Origin of the sequence: Streptomyces cellostaticus (assembly GCF_001513965.1) — a bacterium.
GTDB lineage: Bacteria > Actinomycetota > Actinomycetes > Streptomycetales > Streptomycetaceae > Streptomyces > Streptomyces cellostaticus.
In genome coordinates, this window is sequence record NZ_KQ948021.1 from 14,852 (window position 1) to 39,155 (window position 24,304).

22 protein-coding genes are annotated in these 24,304 nt (G+C 73.2%); 11 read left to right on the forward strand and 11 right to left on the reverse strand.

The features are described 5' to 3' along the window. Both AQI88_RS15105 and AQI88_RS15110 read right to left on the reverse strand, forming a co-directional pair. Nucleotides 1–1,226: MFS transporter (locus AQI88_RS15105; RefSeq protein WP_066999118.1), on the reverse strand; the 1,226-nt coding region annotated here is incomplete at its 3' end. 107 nt (nt 1,227–1,333) lie between these two features. Next, entirely contained in the window at nt 1,334–1,948 is a 615-nt protein-coding gene (locus tag AQI88_RS15110; protein WP_066998223.1) for a LysE/ArgO family amino acid transporter, read from the reverse strand. Between the two features lie 66 nt (nt 1,949–2,014). Here AQI88_RS15110 and AQI88_RS15115 point away from each other — a divergent pair, with 66 nt between their 5' ends. Next, nucleotides 2,015–2,899 (forward strand): LysR family transcriptional regulator ArgP, encoded by an 885-nt coding sequence (locus AQI88_RS15115; protein ID WP_066998225.1) that lies wholly within the window; start codon nt 2,015–2,017, stop codon nt 2,897–2,899. 159 nt (nt 2,900–3,058) lie between these two features. Here the strand turns inward: AQI88_RS15115 and AQI88_RS15120 are convergent, their stop codons facing one another. Then, nucleotides 3,059–3,766: a TetR/AcrR family transcriptional regulator gene (locus AQI88_RS15120; protein ID WP_066998228.1), complete on the reverse strand. Its 708-nt coding sequence runs from the start codon at nt 3,764–3,766 to the stop codon at nt 3,059–3,061. 124 nt (nt 3,767–3,890) lie between these two features. Between AQI88_RS15120 and AQI88_RS15125 the strand changes: the two genes are divergently transcribed. Together AQI88_RS15125 and AQI88_RS15130 are read left to right on the forward strand one after the other, a co-directional pair. Further along, nucleotides 3,891–5,111 (forward strand): saccharopine dehydrogenase family protein, encoded by a 1,221-nt coding sequence (locus tag AQI88_RS15125; protein ID WP_066998230.1) that lies wholly within the window; start codon nt 3,891–3,893, stop codon nt 5,109–5,111. Between the two features lie 95 nt (nt 5,112–5,206). Next, complete coding sequence (locus AQI88_RS15130; protein WP_066998242.1) at nt 5,207–5,455, forward strand: WhiB family transcriptional regulator; 249 nt, start codon at nt 5,207–5,209, stop codon at nt 5,453–5,455. Between the two features lie 21 nt (nt 5,456–5,476). On the opposite strand, the gene AQI88_RS15135 is transcribed toward AQI88_RS15130, so the two are convergent. The 4 genes from AQI88_RS15135 to AQI88_RS15150 are packed head-to-tail and all read right to left on the reverse strand — an operon-like array spanning nt 5,477 to nt 10,247. Continuing rightward, a complete protein-coding gene (locus AQI88_RS15135) occupies nt 5,477–7,306 on the reverse strand; it encodes a sensor histidine kinase (RefSeq protein ID WP_066998245.1) in 1,830 nt (609 codons plus the stop codon). Further along, the gene (locus tag AQI88_RS15140; RefSeq protein WP_066998248.1) at nt 7,303–8,010 is read right to left on the reverse strand and encodes a response regulator transcription factor; all 708 of its coding nucleotides are present in this window, start codon (nt 8,008–8,010) and stop codon (nt 7,303–7,305) included. Before AQI88_RS15140 ends, AQI88_RS15135 begins: the two co-directional genes overlap by 4 nt. A gap of 24 nt (nt 8,011–8,034) precedes the next feature. After that, nucleotides 8,035–8,775: a L,D-transpeptidase family protein gene (locus AQI88_RS15145; protein WP_066998251.1), complete on the reverse strand. Its 741-nt coding sequence runs from the start codon at nt 8,773–8,775 to the stop codon at nt 8,035–8,037. A 41-nt stretch (nt 8,776–8,816) separates the two neighbouring features. Further along, nucleotides 8,817–10,247 (reverse strand): M1 family metallopeptidase, encoded by a 1,431-nt coding sequence (locus AQI88_RS15150; protein ID WP_066998254.1) that lies wholly within the window; start codon nt 10,245–10,247, stop codon nt 8,817–8,819. Nucleotides 10,248–10,418: 171 nt separating this feature from the next. On the opposite strand from AQI88_RS15150, the gene AQI88_RS15155 reads away from it, so the two are divergent. Next, nucleotides 10,419–10,769, forward strand: a complete 351-nt coding sequence (locus tag AQI88_RS15155) for a DUF488 domain-containing protein (protein ID WP_066998257.1) — start codon at nt 10,419–10,421, stop codon at nt 10,767–10,769. A 20-nt stretch (nt 10,770–10,789) separates the two neighbouring features. Here AQI88_RS15155 and AQI88_RS15160 read toward each other — a convergent pair whose 3' ends face one another. Together AQI88_RS15160 and AQI88_RS15165 are read right to left on the reverse strand one after the other, a co-directional pair. After that, complete coding sequence (locus AQI88_RS15160) at nt 10,790–12,463, reverse strand: FAD-binding dehydrogenase (protein WP_066999121.1); 1,674 nt, start codon at nt 12,461–12,463, stop codon at nt 10,790–10,792. A 28-nt stretch (nt 12,464–12,491) separates the two neighbouring features. After that, nucleotides 12,492–13,124, reverse strand: a complete 633-nt coding sequence (locus AQI88_RS15165; RefSeq protein WP_066998260.1) for a TetR/AcrR family transcriptional regulator — start codon at nt 13,122–13,124, stop codon at nt 12,492–12,494. A 112-nt stretch (nt 13,125–13,236) separates the two neighbouring features. Here AQI88_RS15165 and AQI88_RS15170 point away from each other — a divergent pair, with 112 nt between their 5' ends. Together AQI88_RS15170 and AQI88_RS15175 are read left to right on the forward strand one after the other, a co-directional pair. Beyond that, on the forward strand, nt 13,237–13,866 hold the full coding sequence (locus tag AQI88_RS15170; RefSeq protein ID WP_066998265.1) for an alpha-ketoglutarate-dependent dioxygenase AlkB family protein: 630 nt from the start codon (nt 13,237–13,239) through the stop codon (nt 13,864–13,866). Between the two features lie 69 nt (nt 13,867–13,935). Further along, entirely contained in the window at nt 13,936–15,171 is a 1,236-nt protein-coding gene (locus AQI88_RS15175; protein ID WP_066998269.1) for a DUF4032 domain-containing protein, read from the forward strand. Between the two features lies 1 nt (nt 15,172). Here AQI88_RS15175 and AQI88_RS15180 read toward each other — a convergent pair whose 3' ends face one another. Both AQI88_RS15180 and AQI88_RS15185 read right to left on the reverse strand, forming a co-directional pair. Next, nucleotides 15,173–16,039, reverse strand: coding sequence for a universal stress protein (locus tag AQI88_RS15180; RefSeq protein WP_066998271.1), 867 nt, complete (start codon nt 16,037–16,039; stop codon nt 15,173–15,175). Between the two features lie 55 nt (nt 16,040–16,094). Further along, entirely contained in the window at nt 16,095–17,021 is a 927-nt protein-coding gene (locus AQI88_RS15185) for an LLM class flavin-dependent oxidoreductase (protein ID WP_066999124.1), read from the reverse strand. A gap of 87 nt (nt 17,022–17,108) precedes the next feature. Between AQI88_RS15185 and AQI88_RS15190 the strand changes: the two genes are divergently transcribed. From AQI88_RS15190 to AQI88_RS15210, 5 genes are all read left to right on the forward strand, one after another. Beyond that, nucleotides 17,109–17,579: a MarR family winged helix-turn-helix transcriptional regulator gene (locus AQI88_RS15190; RefSeq protein WP_066998274.1), complete on the forward strand. Its 471-nt coding sequence runs from the start codon at nt 17,109–17,111 to the stop codon at nt 17,577–17,579. A gap of 178 nt (nt 17,580–17,757) precedes the next feature. Then, the gene (locus AQI88_RS15195; RefSeq protein ID WP_066998278.1) at nt 17,758–19,434 is read left to right on the forward strand and encodes an NAD(P)/FAD-dependent oxidoreductase; all 1,677 of its coding nucleotides are present in this window, start codon (nt 17,758–17,760) and stop codon (nt 19,432–19,434) included. After that, nucleotides 19,431–20,906: an ATP-binding protein gene (locus tag AQI88_RS15200; protein WP_066998281.1), complete on the forward strand. Its 1,476-nt coding sequence runs from the start codon at nt 19,431–19,433 to the stop codon at nt 20,904–20,906. The genes AQI88_RS15195 and AQI88_RS15200 overlap by 4 nt, the downstream gene beginning before the upstream one ends. Then, nucleotides 20,903–21,253, forward strand: coding sequence for a UBP-type zinc finger domain-containing protein (locus AQI88_RS15205; RefSeq protein ID WP_066998283.1), 351 nt, complete (start codon nt 20,903–20,905; stop codon nt 21,251–21,253). The genes AQI88_RS15200 and AQI88_RS15205 overlap by 4 nt, the downstream gene beginning before the upstream one ends. A gap of 86 nt (nt 21,254–21,339) precedes the next feature. Beyond that, a complete protein-coding gene (locus tag AQI88_RS15210) occupies nt 21,340–24,291 on the forward strand; it encodes a helix-turn-helix transcriptional regulator (protein ID WP_066998286.1) in 2,952 nt (983 codons plus the stop codon). The last annotated feature ends 13 nt before the right edge of the window (nt 24,292–24,304 follow it).

The window sequence follows — 24,304 nt, forward strand, 5'->3', positions numbered from 1 at the left end:
CCCGCCACAGCGGCCCGCGGGCCGAACGCCGAGCCGGACGTGCCGTGCAGTACGTCGGCCAGGCGTGGGCCGCCCGCGACGACCACGGTGAACACGCCCTGCATCCGGCCGCGCATCTCGTCGGTCGCGGCGGAGAGCAGGATGGCCCCGCGGAACACCATGGAGACCATGTCGGCGACACCGGCGGCGGCGAGGAAGGCCACGGCCAGCCAGAGGTTGCCGCTCAGCCCGAACCCGGCGATGGCCACGCCCCAGCCGACCACCGCGCCGATGACCATCCAGCCGTGCCGCCGCGCCCGCGAGAAGACGCCGGAGAACAGTCCGCCGAGTACCGCGCCGACCGGGATCCCGGCGAACAGGACGCCGAGCGCGAGCCCTTCGCCGTAGGAGGCGTACGTCTGCGCGGCCAGTTGCGGGAACAGGGCGCGGGGCATGCCGAGGACCATGGCGACGATGTCGGCCAGGAAGGAGAGCAACAGCACCTTGTGCCCGGAGATGTAGCGGAACCCGGCCGCTATCTCGCGCACCCCGGCCCGGCGGGCCGGCCCCTCGCCCAGCGGCGGCAGTGCAGGCAGCCGGAACACCGCCCACACGGTGACGCACAGGGCCAGCGCGTCGATCAGGTACAGCACGGGCAGCCCGATGACCGGGATCAGCACACCGGCCAGCAGCGGGCCCGCGACCAGGCCGGTCTGCATCACGGTCGAGCCGAGCGCATTGGCCGCGGGCAGTTCCCCGGCCGGGACGAGTCGGGCGATGGAGGCGTTGCGGGCCGGGGAGTTGAGGCCGAAGAACGCCTGTTGCAGCGCGAGCAGCACCATCAGGACGACGACCGAGTCCAGGCCGGTGACGGCCTGCGCCCAGAACAGCAGCGAGGTCACGGCGATACCGCTGTTGGTGACCAGCAGCAGCTTGCGCCGGTCCACCGTGTCGGCGACCGCCCCGCCCCAGAGTGCGAACACCACCATGGGCACGAGACCGGCGAGGCCGGCATAGCCGACCCAGGCCGAAGAGCCGGTGATGTCGTAGATCTGCTTGGGTACGGCGACGGCGGTGAGCTGGCTGCCGACGGCGGTGACGATGGTCGACGACCACAGCCGCCGGTAGGCGGGGATGCGCAGGGGCCGGGTGTCCATCGCCCAGCGGCGCCAGCCGCGCCGGGGCGGGGCGGGCGCGGCCGGCGGGGCGGTGTCGGGCTCGGTGCTGCTGCTCTCGCTCGTGTCCACGGGTTCCTGGTTCCTCGACAGAGGTCGCTCGACAGAGGTTGCTCGATACATCTTTCGATTCGAGCCTCACTATGGCAGCAACTCCTGTGGTCACCGAACCGGTTGTCTCACGATCCGGCGACGAGCACGGCCCCGAACGCCAGCATGGTCACGGCCACCAGGCCGTCCAGGGCCCGCCAGGCGGTGGGCCGGGCGAGGAAGCGGCCGAGCAGCCGGGCGCCGAAGCCGAGGGCGGCGAACCAGCACAGGCTGGCGAGGGCGGCGCCGAGCCCGAAGGTCCAGCGCAGCGGGCCGCGGTCGGCGGCCAGGGAACCGAGCAGGAACACGGTGTCCAGGTAGACGTGCGGGTTGAGCCAGGTCAGCGCCAGGCACGTCAGCACCGCCCGCCGCCGCGAGCCCACCGCCTCGCCCTCCGTGCGCAGGCCGGTGCCGGGCCTGAGCACCCGCCGGGCGGCGAGGGCGCCGTAGCACAGCAGGAACGCGCCGCCGACGAGCCCGACCGCCCGCACCGCGCCCGGCCAGGCCACCACCACCGCGCCGACCCCGCCGACACCCAGCGCGATGAGCACCGCGTCGGACAGGGCGCAGATGCCGACCACGGCGAGGACGGCGTCCCGGCGCACCCCCTGGCGCAGGACGAAGGCGTTCTGGGCGCCGATGGCGACGATCAGAGAGAGGCCGGTGCCGAATCCGGCGGCCGCGGCGGTCAGAGCGTGGTTCATGCCCTCGACGTTAGGCAAGCGATCACCGTAGGTACAGCTAAAGATTCTTACGTATCCTTAGCTCTCGTGATGACCGAGCTTCCCCTGGAGCAGGTGCGGACGCTGCTCGCCGTGGTGGACGAGGGCACGTTCGACGCGGCGGCCGCTGCCCTGCATGTGACGCCGTCGGCGGTCAGTCAGCGGGTCAAGGCGCTGGAGCAGCGCACGGGCCGGGTGCTGCTCCAGCGCACCAAGCCGGTGCGCCCGACGGAGTCCGGTGCGGTGCTGGTGCGGTTCGCCCGGCAGCTGGCCCGGCTGGAGCGGGACGCGCGCGGCGAGCTGGGGCTGAGCGGCCCCGGGGAGCCGACGCGGGTGTCGGTCGCGGTGAACGCGGACTCGCTGGCGACCTGGTTCCTCCAGGCGCTCCTCCGGGTGCCCGGGCTCTGCTTCGAACTGCACCGGGAGGACGAGGACCACACGGCGGCGCTGCTGCGCGAGGGCCTGGTGATGGCGGCCGTGACCTCCTCACCGGACCCGGTGCCCGGCTGCTCGGTCCGGCCGCTCGGCAGGATGCGCTATCTGCCGGTGGCCGCACCGGAGTTCGCCGCGCGGCACCTGGACGGGCCCCTGCCAGATCTCCTGCCCGAGGCCCCCGTCATGGTCTTCGACCGCAAGGACGACTTCCAGGACGGCTTCGTGCGACAGCTGGGCGGTACGGCGGCCGGCCCGCTCCGGCACCACGTGCCGACCTCGGAGGGCTTCCTGGACGCGGTCGCCGCGGGGCTCGGCTGGGGCATGGTCCCGGAGGCCCAGGCCCGCCCGCTGCTGCGCGAGGGCCGTCTCGTCCTGCTCGCCCGACGGGAGTGGATGGACGTCAGGCTGCACTGGCAGCAGTGGAAACTCGACTCCCCCGCGCTGGCGGCGCTGGCCGAGGCGGTGTCGACGACGGCGGCGCAGGCGCTGCGGCACTGAGGCCGGCCGCGCTGCCGGCGGCCCGGCGGCGGACGGCCCGCTGCGGCACCCCGAGCGGCCGCCGGCCGTCCTGCCCGGGCGGGGACGTCCCGCGCCGAAGCCGGTCGCCGGGGCCGCCGCCCGCGGCCCGCGTGCGCCGTCGCTGCCCCGGCGCCGCCTTCATCCACCCGCCATCGCCAGCCTCCCCGCGGCGCTGTCGAGGAGCATCTCCAAAGCCGTCGGATAAGCGCTGGTGACCATGCGCCCGGCCAGCAGCGGCGCCGCCTCGGCGATGCGGGGGTGGCTGGCGCGGGGCAGGCGGGCGTAGGTCGAGTGCCATTTGTCCTCGTCCGCCCGCTGGGAGGCGGTCGGCAGGGCCAGGGAGGCGGAGTCGAGGGCGGCGAAGGCCAGCGTCTGGTCGATGAAGGCGTGGTAGACGCGGACCGTCTCCTCGAGCGAGAAGCCGGCCGTGCGCAGGACGTCCAGGACCGCCTCGTCGGCGGCCAGTTCGTGGGCGCGGCCGGTGACCCGGTTGGCGGTCAGCAGCGCCGCCTGCGGGTGCGCGACGTACGCGGCGTGGATGCGCAGCCCGATCGTCCTGAGGTCCGCCCGCCACTGTCCCGTCGGCCCCCAGCCGGTCAGCGCCTGCCCGATCAGCGCGTCCCCGATGGCCAGGGTCAGGTCGTCCATGCCGCGGAAGTACCGGTACAGCGTGCTGGGATCGCAGTCCAGGGCGAGGCCCAGGCGGCGCGCGGTCAGCCCGGCACTGCCGTGCTCGCGCAGCAGACGCAGCGCGGTCTCGACGATCAGCCGCTCGGACAGCACGGTGCCGCTGCGGGTCGGGCGGCGCCGGCGGCGCTTCTCCTCGGGCACCACGGGCTTGGGCACGGGGGTCCTCCCTGCGATCCTTATGCCAACGCCATTGACCTTACGTCATGCCCGGGCGTTGGATTCCGGTCAAGGCGCGCCTGCCCCGTCCTCATTCCGTCCGTGTCAGGCAGGGAGTTTCGTCATGCGTGTACTGCTCGTGGGAGCCGGTGGTGTGGGCACCGCCATCACCCGGATCGTGGCCCGGCGCCCGTTCCTCGACCTGATGGTGGTCGCCGACTACGACCCCGCCCGGGCCGAGGCGGCCGTCGCGGCGCTCGGCGACGCCGGGGACCGGTTCCGTGCCGAGCGCGTCGACGCGGGCGACGAGGCCGGCGTGGCCCGGCTGCTCGCCCGCCACGGCTGCGACGTCCTGCTCAACGCCACCGACCCGCGCTTCGTCATGCCCCTGTTCCGGGCGGCACGCGCGGCTGGTGCGACCTACGTGGACATGGCGATGTCGCTGTCCCGGCCGCACCCCGAGCGGCCGTACGAGGAGTGCGGCACCAAGCTGGGCGACGAGCAGTTCGCGCTGGCCGGCGAGTGGGAGAAGGCGGGTGCGCTGGCGCTGGTCGGCATGGGCGTGGAGCCCGGTCTGTCGGACGTGTTCGCGCGGTACGCGGCCGACGAACTCTTCGACAGCATCGAGGAGATCGGCATCCGCGACGGCGCGAACCTCACCGTCGACGGCTACGACTTCGCGCCGTCCTTCAGCATCTGGACCACCATCGAGGAGTGCCTGAACCCGCCGGTCGTGTACGAGGAAGGGCGCGGCTGGTTCACCACGGCCCCGTTCAGCGAACCCGAGGTGTTCGACTTCCCCGAAGGCATCGGCCCGGTGGAGTGTGTGAACGTCGAGCACGAGGAGGTGCTGCTGGTGCCGCGCTGGGTCGGTGCGCGGCGCGTCACGTTCAAGTACGGGCTGGGCCGGGAGTTCATCGAGACGCTGAAGACGCTGCACCGGCTGGGACTCGACCGCACCGCGCCGGTGACCGTGCCCGGCGCGGACGGGCCGGTCGCCGTCTCGCCGCGGGACGTGGTCGCCGCGTGCCTGCCGGATCCGGCGACGCTGGGCGAGCGGATGCGCGGAAAGACGTGCGCGGGCACCTGGGTGCGCGGCACGAAGGACGGGGCGCCGCGCGAGGTGTACCTGTATCACGTGGTCGACAACCAGTGGTCCATGGCGGAGTACGGCTGTCAGGCGGTGGTGTGGCAGACGGCGGTCAATCCGGTCGTCGCCCTCGAACTCCTCGCCACCGGTGCCTGGTCGGGCACGGGCGTCCTGGGCCCGGAGGCCTTTCCCGCTCGGCCGTTCCTCGACCTGTTGACCGCGTACGGCTCCCCGTGGGGCCTGCGCGAGGAGTGACCGGATGTGCGTGTTTGACGGTTGGCTCGACGGTGACCCGAACTCGCGTTACACAGGTGCAAGGGCGCGGACGACATCGATCGCAGGTGACTTTCATGGGCAACTGGCGAGACCAGGCCGCGTGCCGCCACACGGACCCCGATCTCTTCTTCCCGATCGGCACCACCGGGCCCGCGACGGTGCAGACGCAGCGGGCCAAGGACGTGTGCGCGTGCTGCCGGGTCCGGGAGCAGTGCTTGGAGTGGGCACTGGGGACGGGGCAGCCGGTCGGCATCTGGGGCGGCACGACGGAGACGGAACGGCGGGTGCTGCGCCGGCGTCCGGGCGTGCGACAGCGCCGCTGATCCTGCACAGGGCACCGTTCCTCACCCGTCCGCCGGCGCCGCCGCGGGCAACCGCAGGGTGAACACCGCGCCTTCGCCGGGCTCGCTCGCCGCCTCGGCCGTGCCGCCGTGCGCGGCGACCAGGTGGCGGACGATCGGCAGGCCGAGCCCGCTGCCGCCGGTGCGGCGGCTGCGGGACTTCTCGGCGCGCCAGAACCGGTCGAACACATGCGGCAGGTCCTCGGGCGCGATGCCCGTGCCGGTGTCGGCGACGGTGAGGACGACCTCTTCGCCGTCCCGGCGGGCGGTCAGCGTGACCGTGCCGTCGGCGGGGGTGTGGCGCAGCGCGTTGGAGACCAGGTTCCCGAGGGCCTGCCGCATCCGTACCGGGTCGGCCTCCAGCCAGGCCGTGTCGTCGGCCTCGGCGCGCAGGGCGACCCCGGCGGCGTCGGCGGCCACCCGGTGGGCGGCGGCGACCTGGCCGAGCAGGTCGCCGGCCGGGACCGGCTCACGGTGCAGGCGCAGGGTGCCCGCGTCGGCGGCCGCGAGATCCTCCAGGTCGTCGATGATCCGCTGGAGCACCAGCGACTCCTCGTGCAGCGAGGCGAGCAGGGCGGGATCGGGGTCGACGACGCCGTCGCGGACGACCTCCAGCCAGCCGCGGATGTTGGTGAGCGGGCTGCGCAGTTCATGGGCGATGTCGCTGACCATCGCCTTGCGCTGGGCCTCCAGGCGCTCCCGGCGCTCGGTCAGGTCGTTGAACGCCTCTGCGAGGATGCCGGTCTCGTCCCGGGTGGTCACCGGCACCCGCACATGCAGTTCGGGCGGTTGCTGTGCGGCCTCGGTCAGCGCGCGCAGCGGCCGTACCAGCCGGACGGCGACGACGGCGGTCACGGCGAAGGTGACGGCGAGGACCAGCCCGGCCGCGCCGACCACTGTGGCCTTGTTGGCCGCGGACATGTCGAAGCGGGAGGGGTTCTGGTCCCCGATGCCGAGGAACAGCTCGGCGACCGGGGCGACATAGGGCTCCAGCTGGGTGCGGCGGGCGCTCAGCACACAGCGCTGCGCCGCCTGGCCGGCGGCTTTGGTGTTGCCGGGCCTGGGGGACTTGGCTGCCAGGTAGCCGCCGCCGAAGGGATCCTTTCCGCTGGGGTCGAAGGTGAGGAACAGCGGCCCGCCGAGGTCCAGACCCGCCCGTTTCAGACAGGGGCGGGCCAGGTCCGAGAGGTCGGTCAGGGCCTTCTCCTCCGTGGGCACGGGGGTGTTCAGCTGTCCGTCCGCGCACTGTTCCGCAGCGTAGGAGGTGTCGGTGCCCTCGGGGCTGCTGAGCACGGGGCGTCCGCTCGGGGTGCGCACGACCGTGGCGTCGACGCCGAAACGCTCGTAGCACTGCCTGCGCTTGGCGGCCAGCGCGTCCAGCCGGTCCCGCTCCTTGGCCGTGACCCGGTAGGGGCCCACCACCCGCGGGTCGATGCCGCTGAGCTGGGCCCCGGTCTCGGTGTAGGTGTCGGTGCGCAGGGGGTCGACGGTGGCGGCGGGCCGGGGCGGCAGCGGCGCGCCGCGTTGCGCGGAGTCGGCGACGAGCGTGCGGTCCGCGCTGGTGAGGGCGATCCGCCTGCCGGTCTCGCGGGCCAGGTCACGGACGGTGCGCTGGACGTCCGACCAGTCGGGGTGGGTCGCCGCGTACCCGCTGAGCCGGGCCAGGATGCTGTTGTCGGCGGCGAGGTCCTGGCCCTGTTCCTCCTTCAGGGCGCTGGTGGTGGTCGTCACCGCGAGCCAGGCGGTGGCGGCCACCGAGCAGACGGCGATGAGCGCGGAGACGAACAGCAGCCGGACGAGCAGCCGTTTGCGCAGCGGTGTCCGGCGCTTCACGGACGTGCGCCGCTCAGCTTGTAGCCGACGCCGAACACGGTCACCAGACGGACCGGGCGCCGCGGGTCGGCCTCGATCTTCCGGCGCAGGTTCATGATGTGCACGTCGACGGCCCGCTCGGTGGAGGCCCGGTCGAAGCCGCGGGTGCAGTGCAGCAACTGCCGCCGGGAGAAGACCCGGTCCGGCTCCGCGGCCATGGCGAGCAGGATCTGGAACTCGGCGGGCGTGCAGTCGACCGGCACCCCGTCGCAGCGCACCTCGTGCCGTACGGGATCGACGCTGACCCCTGCGGCCCGTACGACGGGATCGTCGTCCCGCACGCCGACACCGCGCCCGCTGCGCCTGAGGACCGTACGGATGCGAGCCATCAGCTCGCGCGGGCTGTACGGCTTGGTCATGTAGTCGTCGGCGCCCAGTTCCAGGCCGAGCAGCACGTCGTCCTCGGCGGCGCGGGCGGTGAGCATGACCACGGGGATGCCGGGGTCCTCGGCGTCCTTGCGCAGTACCCGGCACACGCCGAAGCCGTCGATCACCGGGAGCATCAGGTCGAGCACGACGAGGTCGGGTCTCAGCTGCCGGGCCGCGTCGAGCGCGGCCGCGCCGTCGTGCACCACCGTGGCGGTGTGCCCCTCGGCCAGCAGCGAGCGGCGGATCAGTTCGGCCTGCTTCTCGTCGTCCTCGGCGACCAGCACATGTGCGCACACGAGTTCGGATCCTAGCCAGGCGGCTCAGCGGGCGAGCCGGTCGGCGTACCCCATGGCGACGACCGGGTGCCGGTCCGGGTCCAGGGTGCGCAGGAGCTCCTTCATATGAGCCTGGGCGACGCTGACGCAGCCGTGGGTCGGGCCGCCGTGGTCGATGTGCAGCCAGACCCCGCCGCCCCGGCTCGGGCCGAGCGGGCGGGTCCGGTTCAGGGGTGAGGTGCCCGGCTCGCGGTCGTAGTCGATGGCGATGACGTAGTCGAAGGATCCGGCGAGGGGTTCGCCCTCGAAGCCGGTGCCGGGCGGGACGAACCCCGAGGAGTGGTGGTACGGGAGCCTGCTGCCCGGATCGGTCAGCAGGCCGCCGGCGTCGCTGAGGGTGTAGACGCCGAGCGGGGAGCGCAGGTCTCCGGCCAGGTGGTGGCTGCTCCAGCCGTGCAGCGCGTTGTCGGCGGGCCATGCGGCGCCCGCCTGCCGGCCGGTGGCGGTGCGCTGGTGCAGAACGACCGTGCACAGCGGGGAGTTCCTGCCGCGCCCGGTGACGACGACGGCCTGCCGGCAGCGGTCGGGTATCGCGGCGGTCACCTTCGGGCCGAGACCGGGTATGCCCTGCGGTGCCGGCTCCGCCTGGACTTGCGGTGTGGGGGTGGCCGTCGGCGCCGGGCGGGTGGCGGGGACGCGGCGCTCGGTCGCCTCGGCTCCGCCGCCGCAGCCGGTGAGCAGCAGCGGGGAGGCGAGGAGAGCGACGGCGGTTCTGCGATGGATCATGGGTCGACCATGGCCGACACTTGTGTGGAACTCGTCAGGGTTCAGGCGCTCTTCGGCTTGCCCTTGACGTAGAGCCAGGTGTGGAACAGCCCGTCCAGGTCCTTCCCGGACTCGCGCTCCGCAAGCCTCACGAACTGGGCCGTCGTACCGTGCCCGGCACGGTGCTCCGCCGCCCAGGCGTGCAGGATCCGCAGGAAGTCCGTGTCGCCGACGGCCTTGCGCAGCTCGTGCAGCGCCATGGCGCCGCGGGCGTAGACGGGCGTGTCGAAGATGTTCTTGCCGCTGCCCGGGTCACCGGGCGGGAAGGCCCACAGGTGGTCGCCCGCCGGGCGGGCGTAGAGGGCGTCGAAGGTCTTCTGGGCGCTGTCGCCGCCGTGCTGCTCGCTGTAGAGCCACTCTGCGTAGGTCGCGAAGCCCTCGTTGAGCCAGATGTCCTTCCAGGAGGTCAGCGAGACGGAGTCGCCGAACCACTGGTGGGCGCTCTCGTGGACGAGGGTGCTCAGGTCGGGCGCCGAGTCGTAGACGGGCCGGGTCTGGGTCTCCAGGGCGTAACCGACGCCCGGGGCGTGGTCGACGATCGCGCCGGCGGCGCGGAAGGGGTACGGCCCGAACAGCTTGCTCTCCCAGGCGAGCACGGAGGGCAGCTGCTTCAGCACCGGTGCGGACGCGTGCGCCTCCCGGGGGTCGACGGCGTTGTAGACCTGGATGCCGTCGGGGGTGGTGTACCGCTCCACCTTGAACGTGCCGACGGTGGCGGTGGCCAGATAGGCGGCCATGGGTGCGGCCTCGTGCCAGCGGAAGGTGGTGCGGCCGTGCGCGGTGTGCTGCCCGCGCAGAATGCCGTTGGCGACGGCGGTACGCCCCTCGGGGACCGTGATGGTGAAGTCGTACGACGACTTGTCCTTGGGGTGGCCGTTCGCCGGGAACCAGGTCATCGCGCCCTGCGGCTCGCCCGCGACGAACGCCCCGTCGTCGGTGGGTATCCAGCCGTCGGCGGAGCCGTCCGGGTCGGTGACCGGCTTGGGGGTGCCGTGGTACGTGACCGTGACGCGGAACTCCTGGTCCTTGCGCAGGGCGTGGCGCGGGGTGACGACGAGTTCCTGGCCGTGGCGGCGGTAGCCGGCGGCGGTGCGGCCGACGGTGACGCCGGTGACCTTCAGGCCCTTGAGGTCGAGGTCGAAGCGGGTGAGCCGCTGGGTGGCGCGGGCGCTGAGGACCGCCTTGCCGTCCAGGTGCCGGGAGGCGGTGTCGTAACGGAGCGTCAGGTCGTAGTGGCTCACGTGGTAGCCGCCGTTGCCGCTGAGCGGGAAGTAGGGGTCGCCGGCCCCGGCCGCGCCGGTCGTGCCGGCCGCCGCGGGTCCGGCGGCCCCGAGCAGTGCCGCGACGGCGACGGGCACGGTGGCGAGGACCGCCTCTCGGCGGAGGACTGCGGTGCGTCGTCTTGCGGCCTGACGGCGGGGTGGCGGCGTCACATGCGCTCCTCGGGGGGGGTGGGCGGGTGATCGATTCGCCCACAGACTAGGGGCGCGGGTGAGCCGGTTTCCCCCTCATTCTGGTCAAGTCACGCCGCGTCGCCACCTGGCGGGCCGGGCCTGCCGCAGTACGCTCGCGGGACCGTCCGCGACCCGAGAGGGGCCCCGACCGTGAGCGTGCGCGTACGCCGGATCTACGATCCGCCCGAGCCCGATGACGGCCTGCGGGTGCTGGTGGACCGGCTGTGGCCGCGCGGTCTCGCCAAGGACGCGGCGCACGTCGACGAGTGGCCCAAGGGGCTCACGCCGTCGACGGAGCTGCGCCGCTGGTTCCACGCCGGCGAGGGCTCGTTCGAGGAGTTCCGGCGCCGCTACGAGGCGGAGCTCGCGGCTCCTGAGGCCGCCGAGCTGCTCGACGGCCTCGGGGAGTCGGCCCGCAAGGGTCCGGTCACGCTGCTCACGGCGTCCAGGACGCCGGAGCAGAGCCACGCCTCCGTACTGGCTCAGTTGCTGGAAGGCTGAATGCAGCCCGTCTGCTTCATTCAGCCCGTCTGCTTCGCCGCCGCCCGGCCCGCCGCGCGGCCCGAGAACAGACAGCCGCCGAGGAAGGTGCCCTCCAGGGCGTTGTAGCCATGCACGCCGCCGCCCCCGAAGCCGGCCACCTCTCCGGCCGCGTAGAGGCCGCCGACGGGCGTGCCGTCGGCGCCGAGGGCGCGGGAGTCGAGGTCGGTCTGGATGCCGCCGAGGGTCTTGCGGGTCAGGACGTGCAGCCGGACGCCGATCAGGGGGCCCGCGGACGGGTCGAGGATGCGGTGCGGGGTGGCGACCCGGCCGAGCCGGTCGCCGATGTAGCGGCGGGCGTTGCGGATGCCCTGGACCTGGGAGTCCTTGCTGTACGGGTTGGCGATCTGCAGGTCGCGGGCCTCGATCTGGCGGCGCACCTCGGCGGCGTCGAGCAGGGGCTTGTCGGTGAGGCCGTTCATCTTCTCGACCAGCTGCTCCAGGGAGTGCGCGGTGACGAAGTCCGCGCCCTTGTCGAGGAAGGCCTGCACGGGCGCGGGGGCACCCTTGCCGAGCAGCCGGTCCCGCAGCACGGCCTTGCGGTCCTTCGCGGTGATGTCGGGGTTCTGCTCGGAGCCGGAGAGCGCGAACTCCTTCTCGATGATCTTCCGGGTGAGGACGAACCAGGAGTGGTCGTACCCGGCGATGTCCTCGGTGGTGCGCAGGTACTTGAGGGTGCCCAGGGTGTCGTAGCCGGGCAGGCAGGGGTCGGGCAGGCGGCGGCCGAGGGCGTCGAGCCAGACGGAGGACGGGCCGGGCAGGATGCGGATGCCGTGGCCGGGCCAGACGGAGTTCCAGTTCTGCAGGCCCTCGGTGTAGTGCCACATCCGGTCCCGGTTGACCAGGCGCACGCCCGCCTCGGCGCTGATGTCGAGCATCCGGCCGTCGACGTAGGCGGGGACGCCGGTGACCATCTGGGCCGGGGGCGTGCCGAGCCGCTCGGGCCAGTAGCGGCGGACGATGTCGTGGTCGGCGCCGATGCCGCCGCTGGTGACGATCACGGCCTGGGCGGCGAGTTCGAAGTCGCCGACGCGCTCGCGGCTGGAGGTCACGCCGCGCGGTGAGTCGTCGTCGGCGAGGACGGTGCCGCGCACCCCGCGCGCCGTGCCCTCCTCGATGACCAGCTCGTCCACCCGGTGGCGGTGGTAGAAGGTGAGCAGTCCGTCCCGGGCGGCCTGCCGGGCGTAGCGGACGAAGGGTTCGACCACGCCGGTGCCGGTGCCCCAGGCGATGTGGAAGCGGGGTACGGAGTTGCCGTGCCCGTCCGCCCGCAGGTCCCCGCGCTCGGCCCAGCCGACGGTCGGCAGCAGGCTGATGCCGTGTCCCTCCAGCCAGGACCGCTTCTCACCGGCGGCGAACTCGACGTAGGCGCGGGCCCAGCGCACCGCCCAGGAGTCCTCGTCCTCCAGCCGGTCGAACCGGGCGCTGCCCCGCCAGTCGTTCCAGGCGAGGTCGAAGGAGTCCTTGATGCCGAGGCGCCGCTGCTCGGGCGAGTCCACGAGGAAGAGCCCGCCGAAGGACCAGAACGCCTGGCCGCCCAGGTTGGCGGCGTTCTCCTGGTCGACCAGGGCGACGCGCCGGCCCCGGCTGGTGAGTTCGTGCGCCGCGACCAGGCCGGCGAGGCCCGCTCCGACGACGATGACGTCCGCGTCCATGGCGGCCATGGCGTCTGTGTCCTTCCGTCTACGACTCATACGGGGGTGCGCTGCCGTCCGTCAGCAGGGCGGTGAGCAGTTGCTTGAGCCAGGTGCGGGCGGTGTCGACGTCCCGGTCCAGCAGCAGCTGGGTGGTGACGCCGTCGTAGGCCGCGACGACCGCGCGGGCGGCGCCGTCGACGTCGCCGAGCACGGCGGGCAGTTCGGTGTGGCCCCGGGCCCGGAAGAGCCGGTCGGCGATGGCCTCCCGGAGCCGGGTGCGGTGGTCGAGGAGGGCCTGGGCGACGGCCGGGTCGCGGGCCGCGTGCACCAGGAAGTCGGTCTTCACCAGCAGCCAGTCCACGTCGAGCAGCAGGACCTCGGTGACCCGGTCCACGGAGGCGGGCACGTCGAGGTCCGAACTGTCCTGGGCGAGGGCGTCGGCCACCTGGGAGGCGATGAGGTCGGCGCGCTCCCGGTACAGGGCGAAGAACAGTTCGTCCAGGGTGGCGAAGTTGGAGTAGAAGGCGCCCCGGCTGTAGCCGGCGGCCTCGCAGACCTCCTCGATGGAGGCGCGGCCGAAACCCTTGGCGGCGAAGACCGCGAAGGCGGCGTCGAGCAGGTTGGCCCGTGTCCGGGCCCGCCGCCTGGTGACTCGCCGTGCCGCGTCCTGCGCCGTCATCGCTGAGACCTCCGTTCGATACATGAATGTATCCGATACACCGATGTATCGAAAGAGCCTCCTCCACCCCCATAATGGGAACGCATTTTCGATTTAGGAGTACGCTGGGCTCATGTCCACGCACCTCCAGGGCTCCCTGTTCGACCAGACCGACGAGCTGCGGCTCGGCTCCCTCGACGGACTGCGCCGGACCGAACTGGGCCCGGGCGCCTGGATCGACGTGCTGCCGGGCTGGCTGAGCGGCGCGGACGCCCTGTTCGAACAGCTGGCGGCCGAGGTTCCATGGCGCGCGGAACGCCGCACGTTGTACGACCACGTGGTGGCCGTACCGCGCCTGCTCGCCTTCTACTCGGCGCACGACCCGCTGCCGCACCCCGTCCTGGACGAGGCCCGCGCAGCCCTGTCCGCGCACTACGCCGGGGAGCTGGGCGAGCCGTTCACCACCGCCGGACTGTGCTTCTACCGCGACGGCCGGGACAGCGTCGCCTGGCACGGCGACCGGATCGGACGGGGCGCCCGCGAGGACACGATGGTGGCGATCCTCTCCGTCGGCGCGCCCCGGGACCTGCTGCTGCGACCGGCGGGAGGCGGCGGTACGACGGTCCGGCGGCCGCTCGGGCACGGCGACCTCATCGTGATGGGCGGCTCCTGCCAGCGCACCTGGGAACACTGCGTCCCCAAGACCGCTCGCGCGACGGGACCGCGCATCAGCATCCAGTTCCGGCCGCACGGCGTGCAGTGAACGGCTCGTTGCGCATGCCCTCGTGGACGGGATCCCGGCGACGCCCGGCGGGGCCTTAGGGTTCGTCCCATGGCCTTGCAGATCAGCGCCACGAACCCGGAGCACCCCGCGCTCCTGCTCGCACTGCCCTGGGACGTGCCCCTGGAGGAGTGGCCCGAGGAGTACCTCGTGCCACTCCCCCGGGGCATCTCCCGGCACGTCGTGCGCTACGCGCGCGCCGGTGACGAGGTGATCGCCGTCAAGGAGCTGGCCGAGCGGCCCGCACTGCGCGAGTACCAGCTGCTGCGCGACCTGGACCGGCTGGGCATCCCCGCCGTCGACCCCCTCGCCGTGATCACCGGCCGCACCGACCGCACCGGAGCCCCGCTGGAGCCGGTGCTGGTCACCCGGCATCTGCGCGGCTCGCAGCCGTACCGTTCGATGTTCGAGACGACCATGCGCCCGGCGACCATGCACCGTCTGATGGACGCCCTCGCGGCATTGCTGGTCCGGCTGCACCTGGCCGGGTTCGCCTGGGGCGACTGCTCGCTGTCCAACACGCTGTTCCGCCGGGACGCGGGCGCGTACGCCGCGTACCTGGTCGACGCCGAGACCGGCGACCTGCACCCGCGCCTCAGCCCCGGCCAGCGGGAGTACGACCTGGACCTGGCCCGGGTGAACATCAGCGGCGAGCTGCTGGACCTGGAGGCGTCGGGCGCCCTGCACCCGTCCGTCGACCCCGTCGAGTTCGGCCACGAGATCTGCACCCGCTACGGCGGCCTGTGGCAGGAGCTGACCCGCACCTCGGTCTACCCGGCGGGCAAGTACCACTACATCGAACGCCGGATACGCCGCCTCAACGACCTCGGCTTCGACGTGGCCGAGATGCAGATCGAGCACTCCGCGGGCGGCGACACGGTCACCTTCGTGCCCAAGGTCGTCGACGCCGGTCACCATCAGCGCCAGCTGCTGCGGCTGACCGGCCTCGACACCGAGGAGAACCAGGCCCGGCGGCTGCTGAACGACCTGGAGAGCTGGATGGCCACCCAGGACGACTACGCCCCGGGCGACCCCCTCGCCGCCCGCCCCGAGGTGCTCGCCCACCGCTGGGTGCGGGACGTCTTCCGGCCCACCGTGCGCGCGGTCGCGCCGGGGCTCCGCGGCTCGATGGACCCGGCCGAGATCTACCACGAACTGCTCGAACACCGCTGGTACCTGTCCGAGCAGGCCCAGCACGACATAGGCCTGGACACCGCCGTCGAGGACTACACCAGGAACGTCCTGCCCAAGGCCCGCGCGGCCCTGGAGCCGACGACGCCCGAGTAGTTCACCCGTGCGGGACGACCGCCACCGGGCACTCGGCGTGGTGCAGCACACCGTGCGCGACCGAGCCGATCCGGGCGCCCACGGCCGTGCGGTACGCCCGCCGGCCGACGACCGTCAGCTGGGCCCGCGCGGCCGCCGACAGCAGCACCTGCCCCGCGCTGCCCATCTCGACGTGCTCGGCCACGGGCACCTGCGGGAAGCGCTCCCGCCACGGCCGAACCGCCTCGGCCAGGGCCTTCTTCTCGTACGGCTCAAGACCGCCGACGTCGTCCAGGAGCTTGAGCGAGCCCGGGCTGTAGGCGAAGACGGGCGGCAGGGTCCAGGCCCGCACGGCGCGGACGGTGGCGCCGCGGGCGGCCGCCGTCTCGAACGCGAAGCGCAGGACCGCCGCGCTGTCCTCGGGGCCACCGTGCTGGCCGACGACGACGTCCCGCCCGGCCGCCTCCGCCGTCGGCCGGTCCCCGGCCCGCACCAGCACCACCGGCCGGCCCGCCTCGGCGATCACCTGCTGGCCGACGGAGCCCAGCAGGAACCCGACCACCCGGCCGTGCCCGCGCGAGCCCAGCACCAGCATCTCGGCATCCGCAGCCGCCGCGACCAGCGCCTCGACGGCCCCGGCCTCGACCACGTCGACGCTCACCCCAAGCTCCGGATGCCGCCCGGACACGGCGCGCACGGCCTCCCCCACCCCGTCCGACACCCAGCCGCGCTGCGTGTCCCGGTCGACCGCGCCCAGGGCCTCGTGGATGCGCCACGCATGCACCACGCGCAGCGGCAGTCCGCGGCGTACGGCCTCACGGCCGGCCCAGTCCAGCGCGGCCAGGCTCTCCTCCGTGCCGTCCACCCCTGCCGTGATCGGGCGTGTCATGCCTGGGCCTCCCCGTCGTTCCGAGTCTTCGTCGTACTCCTCCTGCTGTTGCCCACTATCGGGCACCGTCGCGCACGGGCACGACGATCTCGTCCACGAGCCACCGCGCGACCCCCGGCGGGTAAGGACTGCGCAGGCTCAGCACGATGTGCGTGAAGCCCGCGTCGACGAGGTCCGCGATGGTCCTGCGGTCCGCTGCCGGGTCGTCGTAGGACACGATGTACTGCACGGAGCGGGTGATCGTCCCCGGGTCCCGGCCCACGGACGCGCAGTGGGCGTCCAGCACACGGGCGCGTTCGGTGACGCGTTCGAGGGTGTTGTGCGGTGGCCCGGGCACGTTCCAGATGTCCGCGTGCTCGGCCACCAGCCTCAGGGTTCTGGTGCCCCAGCCGCCGATCAGCAGGGGCGGGCCGGGGCGCTGCACCGGCTTCGGCTCGCTGTAGGTGCCGGTGAGCGTGTGGTGGCGCCCCTGGAAGTCGAAGACCTCCTGCGTCCACATCCCCTTGAGGATGGCGATGGTCTCCGCCAGGCGGGCGATGCCCTCGGCCGGCGGGACCAGGGTGAGGCCGTAGGCCGCGTACTCGGCGACGGCGGGGTTCTCACCGGCGATGCCTCCCGCCCCGGGCGGCTGGTGCGTGCCGCCCACGCCGAGGCCCATGATCAGGCGGCCGCCCGAGATCACGTCCACGGTGGTGGCGATCTTGCCGAGGACTGCGGGCGGGCGGATCCGGTTGCTCGTCACCAGAAGTCCCAGCCGCAGCCGCCGCGTCCGTGCGGCCAGAGCGGCAAGCAGCGTCCAGCCCTCCAGGATCTGCCCGTCCTTCGGGCCGGCGATCGGCATCAGGTGGTCCCACAGCCATGCGTCCGCGATGTCGGGCAGGTCGTCGGCCTCCTGCCACACCCGCAGGATCTCGTCGTAGGTGACCCGCATCGGCGTCGTCTTGATGCCGAAGGTCACCGGGTACCGCGTCCGACCGGTCATGTCGCCCATCCCCTCACCGTCCACTGCCGAGAACGTCAGCTCAGTAAATCATCAGTGCTGCTGACTATCAGCAGATACGATGTGGCCATGACGGGCGACGCATCCACCGACGCGCAGACCACGCTGACCTCGCGACTCGGCTATCTGCTCAAGCATGTGCACCTGCGGTTCACCGAGGCCTCCGCACAGGCACTGGCGCCCTTCGGTGTCGACGGCCGCGAGCTCGCGGTGCTCGCCGTGCTCGCGGCGGACCGGCCGCTGTCGCAGATGGAGGCCGCGGGCCGGATCAGCGTCGACCGGACCACGATGGTCGCCCTCGTCGACACCCTCGAGGGCAAGGGCCTCGTGGCGCGCCGTCGCAGCACCGAGGACCGGCGCCGGAACACGGTGCAGCCGACCCCCGAGGGTCAGGAGCTGCTCCGCGAGGCCGAACTCGCCCGCGCGGAGGCGGAGCGCCGGTTCCTCGCCGCGCTCTCCGACACGGACACCGAGTGCTTCCTGCGCGCACTGCGAACCCTGGCCGGCGTTCAGGAGCAGAACGGTCCTGTAGCCCGCTGATCCACACTGCCGCCAGGGCCGGCGAGTTCTGTGTGCCCGGCAAGTGCCACGGCTGAGATCGCGGGCCCTGTCTGATCCCGGAGCGAACCCCGGCGATCGAACATACGATGGGCGGGAGCCGGTGCGGTGGGCCCAGCGACACCGTCCCGTGGATCCGAACGCTCGGGGTGGGAGACGTATGGCACAGGCCGCCGACGCAGCGCGGACCGTCATCCTGACCGTGGACGACGACCCGGGGGTCTCCCGAGCCGTCGCCCGTGACCTCAGGCGGCGCTACGGCGAGTCGTACCGGATCGTGCGCGCGGAGTCGGGCGAGTCCGCCCTCGAGGCGCTGCGCGAGCTGAAGCTGCGCGGCGATCTGGTGGCCGTGATCCTGGCCGACTACCGGATGCCGCAGATGAACGGCATCGAGTTCCTGGAACAGGCGCTGGACGTGTATCCGGGGGCGCGGCGCGTGCTGCTCACGGCGTACGCGGACACCAGCGCGGCGATCGACGCGATCAACGTCGTCGATCTGGACCACTACCTGCTCAAGCCGTGGGACCCGCCGGAGGAGAAGCTCTACCCGGTGCTGGACGACCTCCTGGAGGCGTGGCGCCACAGCGACTACCGGCCCGTGCCCAGCACCAAGGTCGTCGGGCACCGGTGGTCGGCGCGGTCGTCGGACGTGCGCGAGTTCCTGGCCCGCAACCAGGTGCCGTACCGCTGGTACTCGGTCGAGGAGCCGGAGGGGCAGCGGCTGCTGGCCGCCGCCGGGCAGGACGGGCAGCGGCTGCCGCTGGTGGTCACCCCGGACGGGTCGGTGCTGGTCGAGCCGGAGGCACCGGAGCTGGCCGCACGGGTGGGTCTGGCGACGAGGCCGACGGCCGACTTCTACGACCTCGTGGTCATAGGTGGTGGTCCGGCCGGGCTCGGCGCGGCCGTGTACGGCGCCTCCGAGGGCCTCAGGACCGTGCTCGTGGAGCGGTCGGCGACCGGTGGACAGGCCGGACAGAGCTCCCGGATCGAGAACTACCTCGGCTTCCCCGACGGCGTCTCCGGTGCCCAGCTCACCGACCGGGCGCGGCGGCAGGCTGCCAAGTTCGGCGCCGAGATCCTGACCGCGCGCGAGGTGACGGGACTGGAGGTCAACGGGGCGGCGCGCGTCATACGGTTCGCGGACGGCTCGGCGATCGCGGCACACAGCGTCATCCTGGCGACCGGCGTGCAGTACCGGCAGCTGGAGGCCCAGGGCTGTACGGACCTGACCGGCTGCGGGGTGTTCTACGGCTCCGCACTGACCGAGGCGGCCGGCTGCCAGGGACACGATGTGTACATCGTCGGCGGCGCCAACTCGGCGGGCCAGGCGGCGATGTACCTGTCCAGGTTCGCCAAGTCGGTGACACTGCTGGTGCGCGGCCCCGACCTGTCGGCGTCGATGTCGTACTACCTGATCCAGCAGATCAACGAGGCCCCGAACATCTCTGTGCGCGCTCACACGGTGGTCGACGCCGCGCACGGCTCCGAGCGCCTGGAGCGGCTGACGCTGCGTCATGTGGCGAGCGGTGAGAGCGAACAGGTCGACGCCCAGTGGATGTTCGTGTTCATCGGCGCGGCCCCGCTGACCGACTGGCTGGGCGACACGGTGCTGCGCGACGAGCGCGGCTTCATCCTCGCCGGACCCGACCTGACCGCCGACGGGCGGCCGCCGGCCGGCTGGGAGCTGGACCGGCCGCCGTACCACCTGGAGACCAGCATTCCCGGCGTGTTCGTGGCGGGCGACGCACGCGCCGAGTCCGCCAAGCGCGTCGCGTCCGCCGTCGGAGAGGGAGCCATGGCCGTCATGCTCGTCCACCGGTATCTGGAGCAGTCATGAGCGGGCAGCCGATGCCGTGCAGCCCCAGGGAGATCGGCTCGCTGTTCCTCTTCGAGAAGCTGGCGCCCGAGCAGTTGGGGCGGCTGTGCAGCGAGGGCCGGGTGGAGCTGTTCCAGCCCGGCCCGGTGTACGCCGAGGGTGACCCCGCCACCTGCTTCTTCGTGATGATCGAGGGCACGGTCGTGCTCTCCCGCCGGGTCGGCGGCGACGATGTGGAGGTGAACCGGTCCTCGCAGCCCGGGGTGTACGCGGGTGCCATGCAGGCGTACCTCGGGGACCGGGTGCGGCAGGCGTACAACAACTCGATGCGGGTGACGGAGCCGACGCGGTTCTTCGTGCTGCCGGCGGACACCTTCGCGGCCGTCATGAGCGAGTGGTTCCCGATGGCCGTGCATCTGCTGGAGGGCCTGTTCTTCGGTGTGAAGAACACCCAGGCCATGGTCGGGCAGCGGGAGAGGCTGCTGGCGCTCGGCTCGTTGTCCGCCGGGCTCACGCATGAGCTGAACAACCCGGCGGCCGCGGCCGTGCGGGCCACGTCGACGCTGCGGGAGCGGGTCGCGAAGATGCGGCACAAGCTCGCCGTGATCGCCGAAGGCCCGTTCTCCCGGGACGCGTTGGCGAGCCTGATCGAGATCCAGGAGCGCACCGCCGAGCGCGTCGCCAAGGCGCCGGCGCTCAGCCCGCTGGAGGCCGCCGACCGGGAGGACACGCTCACGGACTGGCTGGAGGACCACGGCATCGACTACGGCTGGCAGCTGGCGCCGACCTTCGTGCAGGCGGGACTCGACACCGACTGGCTGGAGCAGGTCGCGGCGGCCGTGGACGAGGAGATCCTGCCCGGGGCGGTCGGCTGGCTCAACTACACCATCGAGACCGAGCTGCTGATGACCGAGATCGAGGACTCCACCACCCGGATCTCGCACCTGGTCGACGCCGCCAAGCAGTACTCGCAGCTGGACCGAGCCCCTTACCGGGTGGTCGACGTGCACGAACTCCTCGACAGCACGCTGCTGATGCTGTCCGGCAAGATCGGGCAGCGCATCCAGGTGGTCAAGGAGTACGACCGTACGCTCCCGCAGGTCCCCGGCTATCCGGCGGAGCTGAACCAGGTGTGGACCAACCTCGTCGACAACGCGGTCTCCGCCATCAACAGCGCGGGCGGGGAAGGCACGTTGACCGTGCGGACCGCGCTGGACCACGAGCGGGTGCTGGTCGAATTCCGGGACACCGGGCCCGGGGTCCCGCCGGAGATCAGGAGCCGCATCTTCGATCCGTTCTTCACCACCAAGCCGGTCGGCGAGGGCACCGGCCTCGGCCTGGACATCTCGTGGCGGATCGTCGTGAACAAGCACCACGGCACCATGCAGGTCGAGTCGGTGCCCGGCGACACCCGTTTCCAGGTGCTGCTGCCGCTGACCGCCGAGGCGCCTCAGGAGGAGTCCGCCCTGACGACCCCCGAGGAGGCAGCATGAGCGGCGAATCCGCGATCGACCCGAGCGTTGCGCCGAGCGGCACCGGATGCGTGGAGTGCGACGAGGCCGGCGGCTGGTGGTTCCACCTGCGCCGCTGCGCGACCTGCGGCCACATCGGCTGCTGTGACGACTCCCCCGCCAAGCACGCCACCGGCCACTACCGGGAGACCGGGCATCCGGTGATCCGCAGCTTCGAGCCGGGCGAGGGCTGGTTCTGGAACTACGACACGAACGAGCTGTACAACTCCGGTCCCGAACTCGCGCCCCCGGCCAGCCATCCCGCCGACCAGCCGGCGCCGGGTCCGGCCGGGCGGGTGCCGGCCGACTGGGCCGAGACGCTGCGCTGAACGCTCGCGGGTCACACGCGCGCGATGCCGCACGGTCACGGGTCACTCGGGCGGGCGATGTCGGTGCCGCGTGTCAGGATGAGGCCGTGTCGCAGAGTGCCTTCATCACACCGCCGTTGATCGGCCGGGCCGGGGAACTGGCCCGGCTCACGGGCGTACTGGAGCGTGCCCGGGGCGGTGAAGCACGGGCCGTGCTGGTCGCCGGGGACGCGGGGGTCGGCAAGACGCGGCTGCTCGACGAGGTCGCCGGGCGGGCGGCGCGGGCCGGGACGACCGTGGTCACCGGGCACTGTGTGGACCTCGGTGACGTCGGTCTGCCGTATCTGCCGTTCACCGAGGTCCTCGGAGTGCTCGCCGCCGACGAGCGGTTCTCGGCCGTGCTGGCCGCGCACCCGGTGGCGGACCGGCTGCTGGGTGCGGGAGCGGATCCGGCGCGCGACCCGGACGGGCGGCTCAGGCTCTTCGAGGGCATCGCCGGGCTGCTCGCCGACCTGGCCACCGTCGCGCCCGTGCTGCTGGTGCTGGAGGACCTGCACTGGGCGGACCAGTCCTCCCGCGACCTGCTGCGCTTCCTGCTCAGCAGGGGTGTGCTGCACCGGCCGGGCCCCGGCGCCCCCGACCGGCGCCTCGCCGTGCTCGCCTCCTACCGCGCCGACGACCTGCACCGCCGCCACCCCCTGCGCCCGCTGCTGGCCGAGCTGGTGCGACTGCCGGCCGTGGAGCGCCTGGAGCTGCGCCCGCTGCCCGACGCGGAGGTCACCCGCCTGGTGCGGGCGCTGCGCGAGCGCCCGCTGCCCGAGGCCACCGTGCGCGGCATCGTCGCCCGTGCCGAGGGCAATGCGTTCTACGCGGAGGAGCTGGTCGCGGCGGCCGGCGCCGAGGCCGACGGGGTGCCCAGCGGGCTGGCCGACCTGCTGCTGATCCGGGTCGAGCAGCTGTCCGAGACGGCCCAGCAGGTGCTGCGGACGGCGGCGGTGGCCGGCCGCCGCGTCGGGCACGCGCTGCTGTGCGAGGCCGCCGGGCTGCCCGAGGACGAGCTGGAGTCGGCCCTGCGCGAGGCCGTCGGACGGCAGTTGCTCGTCCCCGGGGAGGGCGGCACGTACACCTTCCGGCACGCGCTCACCCGCGAGGCCGTCTACGCCGATCTGCTGCCCGGCGAGCGGACCCGGCTGCACGGCTCCTACGCCCGGCTGCTCGCGGCCCGCGGGCGCACCGCGGAGACCGCGGCCGAGCGCGCCCACCACTACCGCGAGAGCCACGACCTGCCCGAGGCGCTGACCGCCTCCCTGGACGCCGCCGACCACGCCCAGCGGCTCGGCGCCCCCGCCGAGGAACTGCGGCATCTCGAAACCGTCCTGGAACTGTGGCCGTCGGTGGCGCCGGACGCCCGGCCCGCCCTCGCCGGGGTCGACCCCGTCACGCTGACGCTGCGCGCCTCGGCCGCGGCGGCGCACGCGGGGGACTCCCATCGGGCGGTCTCGCTCACCCGGGCGGCGCTCGCCGGGGTCAGCCAGGACGCCGACTCCGCGCTCGCCGCCCGGATCCGCTACACCCTCGCCGGCAACCTGCTCACCGTGGACCAGCTGAAGGCCGCGTTCCGCTACAGCAGCGAGGCGCTGGCGCTGATCCCCGCCGAGCCGCCGTCGCGGACCTGGGTGTGGGCGGCGGCCACGCATGTCATGGCGGCCATTCACCTCGGCGAGGCCGAAACGGCCCTGCGCATCGCCCACCGCGCGCTGGGCGTGGCTGAGGAGCTGGGCGCGAGCGACGCCCAGGCCGATCTGCTGATCTCCCTGGCCATTCTCGAAGGCGGCGGCCGGCGTTCCGCGCAGGGCCAGGAGCGGCTGCGGCGGGCCCGGGAGCTGGCCCGGTCCGTCGGGCACGGTCCCGTGGAGATGCGCGCGCTGTTCAACCAGGCCATCAGCCGCTTCGAGGCCGGCGACCTGGATGCCTGCCTGCCGCTGCTGGCCGAGGCCCTGGAGCGGGCGCGCCGGACCGGGCTGCTGTCCTCGACGTATCCGCTGGGGATGCGGTACCTCCAGCTGCTGGTGATGTACACGCTGGGCCGCTGGGACGAGTGCCTCGGCGCGGCGGCCGAAGCCGAGGCCGCGCTGCCCGCAGCGGGCACGTTCGCGACCGGCCCCGCGCTGTACGTGGCGGTGGCGCGGGGCGACCTCACGGCGGCCGAGCGGGCCCACGCGCTGGCGGACGGCCCGTTCGACTGGATGGGCACGCTCGTCGCCGGCATCGTCCGCACCGACGCCGCCGCGCTGCTCGGCGACCCGGAGGCGGCCGTCGAGCGGATGCGGGAGGCGCTCACGGCGCTCCGCGACGACTCGGGGCGGCGGCCCGATGTGGGGGTCCGGCTCGCCGCGCTCTGTCTCGCCGCGGTCGCCGACCGGGCCGCCGAGCTGCGCGGCAGCGGGGACGAGCGGGAGCTGCGCCGCTGGACGGACACCGCGACCGCGCTGGTGGAGCAGGCGCGTGCCTCGGCCGCGGACGACAAGGAGGGCCGCCCGCAGGGTCCGGAAGGGCAGGCGTGGCTGGCCCGCGCCGAGGCGGAGTGGGCCACGGCCGTCTCGGGGCCGGACCCGGCGGCCTGGGAGAAGACGGTCGCCGCGTTCGGCTTCGGCGACGCGTACGAACAGGCGCGGTGCCGGCTGCGGTATGCGCAGGCCCTGGCGGCCGTCGGCCGTCGTACGGAGGCGCTGGAGTGTGCGCGGGAGGCCCACAAGACGGCTGCCGCGCTCGGCGCCGTACCGCTGCTGGAACGCATCGACACGCTGATACGCGCGACCCCGTCGCCCGGCGGGAACACCGTCTCGCCGCTGACCGCGCGGGAGCGGGAGGTGCTGCGGCTGCTCGCGCTCGGGCGCAGCAACCGGCAGATCGGCGAGGAGCTGTTCATCACCGGCAAGACCGCCAGTGTGCACGTGTCCAACATCCTCGCCAAGCTGGGCGCCACGAGCCGTACGGAGGCGGTGGCGATCGCCCACCGCCGGGGCCTGCTCACCCCGGAGCCGACCGGGTCCGGGTGACCCGGCCGGCCCG